The sequence below is a fragment of the Neisseria iguanae genome, from assembly GCF_003013245.1.
Lineage (GTDB): Bacteria > Pseudomonadota > Gammaproteobacteria > Burkholderiales > Neisseriaceae > Neisseria > Neisseria iguanae.
Window position 1 is genome coordinate 1 of the sequence record NZ_PXYY01000102.1, and the last position, 8,471, is coordinate 8,471.

8 protein-coding genes, 1 tRNA gene and 3 pseudogenes are annotated in these 8,471 nt (G+C 48.2%); 3 read left to right on the plus strand and 9 right to left on the minus strand.

All coding sequences use genetic code 11. The annotated features are described in order from the left end of the window. Positions 1–217 precede the first annotated feature (217 nt). The 4 genes and pseudogenes from C7N83_RS11905 to C7N83_RS11920 all read right to left on the minus strand — a co-directional run. Positions 218–424 (minus strand): DUF2788 domain-containing protein, encoded by a 207-nt coding sequence (locus tag C7N83_RS11905; RefSeq protein WP_106742889.1) that lies wholly within the window; start codon positions 422–424, stop codon positions 218–220. A gap of 103 nt (positions 425–527) precedes the next feature. Continuing rightward, positions 528–1,694, minus strand: coding sequence for an O-succinylhomoserine sulfhydrylase (metZ, locus tag C7N83_RS11910; protein WP_106742899.1), 1,167 nt, complete (start codon positions 1,692–1,694; stop codon positions 528–530). Positions 1,695–2,189: 495 nt separating this feature from the next. Next, positions 2,190–2,801 (minus strand): annotated as a pseudogene (locus C7N83_RS11915) (IS1595 family transposase). 250 nt (positions 2,802–3,051) lie between these two features. Beyond that, positions 3,052–3,141: pseudogene (locus C7N83_RS11920) on the minus strand (IS1595 family transposase); the annotation flags it as partial. 30 nt (positions 3,142–3,171) lie between these two features. Here C7N83_RS11920 and C7N83_RS11925 point away from each other — a divergent pair. Next, positions 3,172–3,420 (plus strand): annotated as a pseudogene (locus tag C7N83_RS11925) (IS1595 family transposase); the annotation flags it as partial. A 69-nt stretch (positions 3,421–3,489) separates the two neighbouring features. Here the strand turns inward: C7N83_RS11925 and C7N83_RS11930 are convergent. Continuing rightward, on the minus strand, positions 3,490–3,978 hold the full coding sequence (locus C7N83_RS11930) for a DUF3465 domain-containing protein (protein ID WP_106742891.1): 489 nt from the start codon (positions 3,976–3,978) through the stop codon (positions 3,490–3,492). After that, complete coding sequence (locus tag C7N83_RS11935; protein ID WP_106742893.1) at positions 3,975–4,778, minus strand: hypothetical protein; 804 nt, start codon at positions 4,776–4,778, stop codon at positions 3,975–3,977. The genes C7N83_RS11930 and C7N83_RS11935 overlap by 4 nt, the downstream gene beginning before the upstream one ends. A gap of 87 nt (positions 4,779–4,865) precedes the next feature. On the opposite strand from C7N83_RS11935, the gene C7N83_RS11940 reads away from it, so the two are divergent. Next, on the plus strand, positions 4,866–5,117 hold the full coding sequence (locus C7N83_RS11940) for an NGO1151 family protein (RefSeq protein WP_106742895.1): 252 nt from the start codon (positions 4,866–4,868) through the stop codon (positions 5,115–5,117). 122 nt (positions 5,118–5,239) lie between these two features. Next, the gene (locus C7N83_RS11945; protein ID WP_106742896.1) at positions 5,240–6,046 is read left to right on the plus strand and encodes a basic amino acid ABC transporter substrate-binding protein; all 807 of its coding nucleotides are present in this window, start codon (positions 5,240–5,242) and stop codon (positions 6,044–6,046) included. A gap of 74 nt (positions 6,047–6,120) precedes the next feature. On the opposite strand, the gene serS is transcribed toward C7N83_RS11945, so the two are convergent. From serS to C7N83_RS17120, 3 genes are all read right to left on the minus strand, one after another. Next, positions 6,121–7,416, minus strand: a complete 1,296-nt coding sequence (serS, locus tag C7N83_RS11950) for a serine--tRNA ligase (RefSeq protein ID WP_106742898.1) — start codon at positions 7,414–7,416, stop codon at positions 6,121–6,123. Between the two features lie 695 nt (positions 7,417–8,111). Next, positions 8,112–8,187: transfer RNA gene (locus tag C7N83_RS11955), tRNA-Glu, on the minus strand. Between the two features lie 82 nt (positions 8,188–8,269). Continuing rightward, positions 8,270–8,471: hypothetical protein (locus C7N83_RS17120; RefSeq protein WP_211296659.1), on the minus strand; the 202-nt coding region annotated here is incomplete at its 5' end.

Below are 8,471 nucleotides of genomic sequence, written 5' to 3' on the forward strand. Positions count from 1 at the left end.
GTTTAAGGATTCGGAACACCGGCAAAAGGCGTTATGCCGTTTTGTGAATTTTTATCATCCGGTTAAGCCGCATAAGGGTTTGAAAGGTGATATGCTTTTCGGGGTTTTACAGGCATCATTGCCCAATCTGTTGTGTAAACAACGCGGCTGTTACAGGTAAGGCCGTCTGAAACGAAATGTTTCAAACGGCCTTTTATAGGGTTATAGGGCGCAACGCTTATTTCGAAACTACCAAAAAACTAATCAAAAATTCTTTAAACACAAAGCCAAATACCCCGAAACCGAGCACGAAAAACAGCATAAACATACCAAATTTACCGGCTTTCGACTCCTTACCCAATTTCCAGACGATAAAGCCCAAAAAAATAATCAGACCCGTTAGGCAGATTCTCATCGCCCAAGTGGAGAAAACGGCCTCGTCCATGTGTGTTTTCCTTTTAATTGTTAATTGGCGTGGTGTTTCAGACAGCCTCATATTAACCATCAGGCCGCCCGAACAATAAAACTATCTCATTAATATTATAGGACTAAGCTAAGGATTGTTGCAAATCATCAATTAAATCAATGATATATTCCAAACCGACCGACAATCGAACCAAGCCTGGACGGATGCCGGCAGCAAGCTTGTCTTCCGGTGACATGCGCGCATGCGTCGTTGTCCAAGGATGGGTAATGGTCGAGCGCACATCGCCCAAATTGGCCGTGCGCGAAAACACGTTCACGCTGTCAATCACTTTCCATGCCGCGTCTTGGTCGGCCAATTCGAAACCGACCACAATGCCGCCGCCGTTTTGCTGGCGCCCGACCAATTCACGCTGCGGATGGTCGGGCAAACCGGCATAATACACGGCGTTGACTTGCGGCTGCTGTTGCAGCCATTGTGCCACTTTCAGCGCATTGTCAAACTGTTTTTCCATACGGATGAAAAGCGTTTCGATGCCGCTTAACAACTCAAACGAATTAAACGGCGAAATCGCCAAACCGCACGAATTGCAATACACTGCCACCTGTGCCATCAGGACTTCCGAACCGGCCAACACACCACCTGCCACGCGGCCGTGACCGTCAATGGCTTTAGTCGCCGATTGCACGGAGATGTCCGCCCCTGCCTGCAAAGGCTGCTGGCCGAATGGCGACATCAAGCTGTTGTCCACCACCAATAAGGCTTCGTGTTCGTGCGCCAAAGTGGCCAAGGCTTCCAAATCAGCCACTTCACCTAAGGGGTTAGACGGCGTTTCCAAAAAAAACAATTTGGTATTATCCTGTACCGCCGCACGCCATTCTGCCACATCGACCGGTGACACATAGCTCACCCCAATGCCGAATTTTTTCACCACCGTGTCAATAAAACCGACCGTCGTGCCGAACAAGCCGCGGCTGCAAACCACATGGTCGCCCGAGCTCAAAAAGGTTAAAAAAGCCGCCTGAATCGCCGACATGCCGGTTGAAGTCGCTAACGCACGTTCCGCGCCTTCCAAGGCTGCCACGCGTTTTTCAAAAGCGGCGGTGGTCGGGTTGGCAGTGCGGGTGTAGGTGAAGCCTTTGATCTTTTTGGAGAACAAATCTGCCGCATGCGCCGCGCTGTCCCACATAAAGCTGCTGGTCAGAAACAAGGCTTGTTTGTGTTCGTTGTAGGTGGTTTGTTCTTTGCCGGCTCGGATGGCTAATGTTTGCGGATGAAGCTTTTTACTCATGTCGGAATCCTGAATTTTTAAGGCCGTCTGAAAATAAAAAAGCAGCATTGTGCCTGCCTAATCGGCCTTCGGTTGATGTGTTAGAATTTTGCACTGGTTTTAGGGCGTGTCCTCATTTCATCATGCGGTATCTTTCCGGCATAAAACCCGCCTGCTGCGTTGAACATGCGCGCGAGGTGTCCGACCTGCCAAGCCTTGGCTGGTTTTACCGGTGAAGCATGTAAAACCAGCCTCTTTGGGCATTGCCCTGCATACGCCTTTGTCTGCCCGAAAACCGGCGACGCAGACAAAATGAGAACATGCCCTAATAACGGTTATCTGCTTTTCTAAGGCGTCTGCCTACGCTGGTTTGAATATGGTTTTAAACGGCTATCTCTGTCTCCATAAATTCAAGAACAGCTTTCCTGCGTCACTGGAAAATTTATACATTATCTTAAAATTAGGGGCTGACGCAGATTAACCCCAAACACCACACCATTGCCGCAGCATTTCAAGCTACCCGGACGGTGCGCCAAAGTTAAAGCGGAACCCAAATTCTTTCAAGGACAGCGGGAAAGATTTACGGCCAACCCCATTGTATTTGCGCAAGACGCGCTTCGCCCGGTTCCAACAATTTCCAATACCGCCGATAGGGTTTTGACGGTCTGCAAAAAGCTGTGAACGGTTGATGCGCTGATGCCCGAACCTGCCCGCATCAAGCACGCCACAGCCCCTGTCACTACCGGTATAAACAATGCCGTCAGGTGTTGTTTGCTGTTTGATAACCGGAAATAAGGCATCCTTCCCGCTATCCCCCGCAACGGCGGTACCAACCTTTCCCTGCCGCTTTAAGATGCCGGATACCGCCGCTTTCCCTTACGCCGACCGCCGAAATAACCTTCGTCCGGCCCGGTAGGGCCTCTGAAAACCCCGCCGGCTGCCTGCGCCAAATGACAGGCAGCCGCTTGGCGGGTTTTGCGGTAGGCTAACATAGCCCAACCGGGTTGGATACCCAGAATATCAGCGGCTGCACGGGCGGTGGCTTCCGGTACAAAAAAACCGGAGGAGTTTTCTTTGGGTATTCTTTGTTAATTTGCAATGGTTATCTTTATTTTTGCCGTCTGGCATGACTGTTAATCTGCTTCAGCCCCTAAAATTAAGGTGTTATTGGAGAAATCGTGTTATAAGGGACTCCCAAGCGGCAGCCTGCGATAAAACCCGGCAGGTCGGCGTACATACAGTTGGAGGCGGTATGGGACAAGCAACATCACTACTCGGAATTCCCAGTAAATGCCGTCTGAAAAATATTCAGCCAAACATTTTTCAGACGGTATAGTTTTAGGGGCTGACTGAATTAACCTTAAATCCTACACCATTTCTACAAAATTTTCAGTTGTTCTTTTGGTGTACCACAGTTAAAGCGAAACCTATATTTTTTCAAGAACAATGGAAAAGTTTTCAAGCCGACGCAGATGAGCAGTCGGGTTACATTTAAAAAGATGTGTTTGACGTGGGTGAACCCATTCATCACCGTATCAGTCACTGTACGCATTTTGTAGGACGGCAAAACCACATTGACAGGATGGAAAACTTTTGGGACCGGGCAAAGCGCATGCTACGGAAATAGAATGAAATTGACTGGAAATCTTTTCCATTATTCCGGAAAGAATGCGGGTTTCGTTTTAACTGTGGTACACCAAAAGAACAACTGAAAATTTTGCGAATTTGGTGTGGTATTTGGGGTTAACCTACGCCAGCTCCATTTTAAATCACTCAGGCCGTCTGAAACAATATTGCTTTCAGACGGCCTGAATGGCTACTGGTAAATCTTACCGTTGTGTTTCAGCCACCCGTCGATATGGCGTCCTTGCGGGTCGTGGTGCGTCCAATGGATCACGCCGCCTTGCGCCGACCATTCGTACACGCCGTAAAAGCGCACGGTATCACCTTTTTTCAAACCTTTGATTTTATCGGCCAAATCAATGTTGTGCGCCACCAATAAGGTTTGCCCGCCTGATAATTTCAAGATAAAGCGTTGGTGGCGTGAGCCTTTGTTGTCGTCAGGCAAGGTTTTTTTGACCACGCCTTCACCTTCAATTTGCAGATTGTTACGCTGCTCTTCAAATGCGCGTTGCAAAACCGCTTCCGCATTACCGCTTGACGGATGTGTGCCGGAACGCTGCCGGCTTTTTTCAGACGGCCTCGACTGCATCTGCCCATGTGGCAACTCTTGCGCCGTATCCTGCCATTTTTGATAGCCGAAAAACGCGGCAGCGGCAACGGCAATCCAAATCCACTTATTCATTCGGTTTGCTTACCACGTTTGTATTTCATTTCGTATTTCAAATCGGCCAGCACTTTTTTGACATTGTGTTCCAACAAATCTTCCACCAATGCCGGTACCTGCTCGTTTAATGTCTGCTGCAAATTGTAAGAAAGCACCGCCATTTGTTTTTGCAGGGCGACGCGAATCATGCCGTTGACCGCATCGGTGACATGCGGACGCATACGTTTGATCAATCGTTCGGCCAATTCTTGTTCGGACACGCAAAACACTTCCCTGCGGCCAATTGCTTGCGGATTCAAGATATTTATATTCAACATGATTTTTTGATCTGGCGCATTATCGGAACCACTCGGAAGCCCGATTTCATCTGCGATTTCAGACGGCGTGTCCCCAGCGGCTGCCGGCTCGGGAAATTCGACGGTTTGGTGTTTCGGATTAAACCATACGGTACGGGTAGATTCGATGTGTTTCTCAGAAACGCGCATTTGCAAGGCAGATTGCGCGCCCAGCCAGTTTTCCTGCAACAACACCATGTCGTCTGTTACGATGTCTTCATGCTGCGCGACTCCGGCATTGTGTTCTTCCTGCCATTTACGCATGTATTCCTGCAAAATCTTATCGCGTGACTTTTGATCCAACCCGTACGGCCTGTCGGCTTTGGCAGCGGCATTCGGGCGCAGGTCTTTCGATTCGCGAATCAAGGGTGCGTGTGTGGGGTGCGCGTTAATCCGACGGGTCTGGCGCAATTGTTCCAACCGGCGCTCCCAGTTGAAATCGTTTTCCGTTTGTGATGAAAAATTTGGCTTTTTAGTATCCATTTTTATCCCGTTGCAATATCATGTTTCGCAATCAAACCGCTTGATTTGCTATAATTCGGCATTTTATCAGATTCCTAAGGAATACACATGAGCAGCATTGAGCAACGATTAGAATTTTTGGAAGAGTCAAACGAGGTTTTACGCATGCAGAACCATGTTTTAGCCACCGCACTCAAAGGCTTGATTCGCGCCTTGCCCGGCGACACGGCTCAAGACGTGGTCGAATCCATCCAACTGGCCTTTGAAGATGCCTTGGCCGAACTCAACTACGAAGACAGCCCGCACACGGATTTGTTCCACGACGTAACTTACGCCTTTTTCCGCGAAAAAGGGCATTGATTCAAGCTGACCAACCATAAAAATTTGCATCGTATTCTGTCCTGCTATTGTAAACTTGTGCTAAAATTATGCTTTATTTCATTCCGACTCACCTAAATTAGAGAGTATAGAGGAGATTTACCATGAACATGAAAAAATGGATTGCTGCAGCCATTACCTGCTCAGCACTGACACTGGGCGCCTGTGGCGGCCAAAGCAAAGACAATGCCGGCGCAGCTCCTGCCGCAGCCGGCCCGGATAAAGTGTACCGCGTGGCCATGAATGCCGAATTTGCCCCGTTTGAATCACTCGATTCATCCGGCAAAGTCGAAGGCTTCGATATCGATTTGATGGATGCCATGTCTAAAGCAGGCAATTTCAAAGTCGAGTATAAACACCAGCCTTGGGACAGTCTGTTCCCCGCCCTGAAAAACGGCGATGTGGACATTGTCATCTCCGGTGTAACCATCACCGAAGACCGCAAGCAATCAATGGAATTTACCGATCCGTATTTTGAAATCACCCAAGTCGTTTTGGTACCGAAAGGCAAAACCATCACCACTTCCGAAGATTTGAAAAACCTGAACCGTGTCGGCGTGGTTACCGGCCAAACCGGCGATTTCTCCGTATCCAAACTCTTGGGCAACGACAACCCGAAAATCGCCCGCTTTGAAACCGTACCGTTGGTGGTGAAAGAATTGGAAAACGGCGGTTTGGATGCCGTGGTCAGCGACAGCGCCGTGATTGCCAACTACGTCAAAAACAACCCGGCCAAAGGCATGGATTTCATCACCCTGCCTGACTTCACCGTTGAAAACTACGGCATTGCCACCCGCAAAGGCGACGAGGCTACTGTCCAAATGCTGAACGACGCGCTGAAAAAAGTGCGTGAAAGCGGCGAATACAAACAAATTAAAGCCAAATACTTTGCCGAAGGCGCGAAGAAATAATTTTGCTTTGCTGGTGCGAATCATCAAAAAAGCCGTCTGAAACATTTCAGACGGCTTTTATTCTGTTCATTCAATTACTTCACTTCCAATTTCGCCACTCCGCCCATGTAAGGCCGCAATGCGGCAGGAATATTAATACTGCCGTCAACGTTTTGGTGGTTTTCCAATACCGCCACCAAGGTGCGGCCAACCGCCAAACCCGAGCCGTTTAAGGTATGCACCAAACGGTTTTTGCCGTTTTCGTCTTTGAAACGTGCTTTCATACGGCGTGCTTGAAAATCTTCGCAGTTGGAGCAACTGGAAATTTCGCGGTAGGTATTTTGCGCGGGTACCCACACTTCCAAATCGTAAGTTTTGGTTGCACCGAAACCCATATCGCCCGAACATAAAGTCATCACGCGGTAAGGCAGCTCCAAGGCTTTTAAGATATTTTCCGCATGGCCGACCATTTCTTCCAAGGCCAGGTAAGAGTCTTCCGGACGGACGATTTGCACCATTTCCACTTTGTCAAATTGGTGCTGTCGAATCAAACCGCGCACGTCTTTACCATACGCGCCTGCTTCGGAACGGAAACAAGGCGAATGTGCGGTAAGTTTCAACGGCAATTCGTTTTCGGCCACAATGCTGTCGGCCACAGTATTGGTAAGCGTCACTTCCGCCGTCGGAATCAGATATTGGATTTTCTTGCCCTCATCGCCGCCACGGGTAACATGAAACAAATCTTCAGCAAATTTCGGCAATTGACCTGTGCCTTGCAAGGTCACATCATCGACGATATACGGCGTGTAATGCTCGGTGTAGCCGTGTTGCAGCGTGTGCGTATCCAACATAAATTGCGCCAATGCACGGTGCAAACGCGCGATTTGGCCTTTCATCACGGCAAAACGTGCACCTGACAAACGCGCGCCGCCTTCAAAATCCAAGCCCAGCGGCTCGCCTAAATCGACATGATCTTTAATCTCGAAATCAAACTGACGCGGCATGCCGACTTTGCGCACTTCCACGTTTTCCGTTTCATCTTTACCCAAAGGCACGCTCTCATGTGGTAGGTTCGGAATGGTCAGCAACCAAGCGTCCAATTCCTGCTGCACCGCTTCCAAATCCTGCGCCGCCTGCTCCAAATCCACCTTGATTTGCGCCACTTGTTCCATGGCTGCCTGCGCATCCGCGTGTTTGCCCTGACCTTTGAGCGCACCGATTCGCTTCGAAATACTGTTGCGCGCCGCCTGCAATTCCTCGGCTTTTACCTGCACCGCCTTACGCCGTTCTTCCAAAGCCTGAAAACGCCCCGTGTCGAATTCATAACCGCGCGCCGCCAAACGGGCCGCAACCGCGGGGGTGTCATTACGCAAAAGCTGGATGTCTAACATGAATTTCTCTCGATAACTACAAAATATAAATAACGGTATTGTAAACCAAATCCGAAGTATTTTCAGCAGTACAAAAACCTTGAAAAAATTGGGAAAAGGCCGTCTGAAAAGTATTTTCCATTAATTTCAAAGGATGGCCGTTTCATCATCCAGAGATTCAATATACTGTTTGAAAACACCACAGGCAAACAGTAGCGTGTCCACATATACCGCAACACGCTATTATTGTGTATTGTGCGTTTGTTCTGTCATTTCTTTCAAATACATGGCTTGCACGCAGCCGGATTTCGTCCGTCAATACAAGTTGGGCTTGATGTTTATGTATTCCAGGGGTTTCAGACTGCCTGGACGCATAATACGTATCGTGTTCCACCATATCCGATACACACTACAAGCCCAACTACTACGCTGATATATGTAGGCCGCGTTCAAAATACACATATTCTATGTTTAGAATGTTGTCTGAAAAAGCACCAATTTTTTCAGACGGCATTTCTTTCCAATGCGGCTGCTTATGTTATTTCAATGCAAAATTGATTTGAAAAAGTCGGAAATAAAACCAAGCAAAGGAAATTTTTTTAAAGTACGTTTGTTGATTTTGAAGATAAAAAAACAGAAAAAATGCTCAATAGATAAAGCAGTAGAAAACAAAAAACTAAAGTCTTGCTGAAACCGGCAAGACTGTAATTGGAATTTGGCACGCCCACGGGGATTCGAACCCCGGTTGCCGCCGTGAAAGGGCAGTGTCCTAGGCCTCTAGACGATGGGCGCAACTGAAGACGAGACTATACCGAAGCCGTTTTATACTGTCAACATAACAAAACGATTATTTATTTCGATGATGGCGTGATTTTCAAACGGCCTTGGATTCACCTGCCAGCTGTATTGGATTGGCAGTTGTGCTACCCTTCGAAAATGAAGATAACACACTGTAAATTATCTGAAAAAGTACAAAAAAAACAACTTGGGTTTTTGTACCCGGAGTTACTGCCCGTCCGGCTGCCGGTTTATTGGATATCCACCCCAATGCAGCAGCGTTGTTTACCGTAAAACCC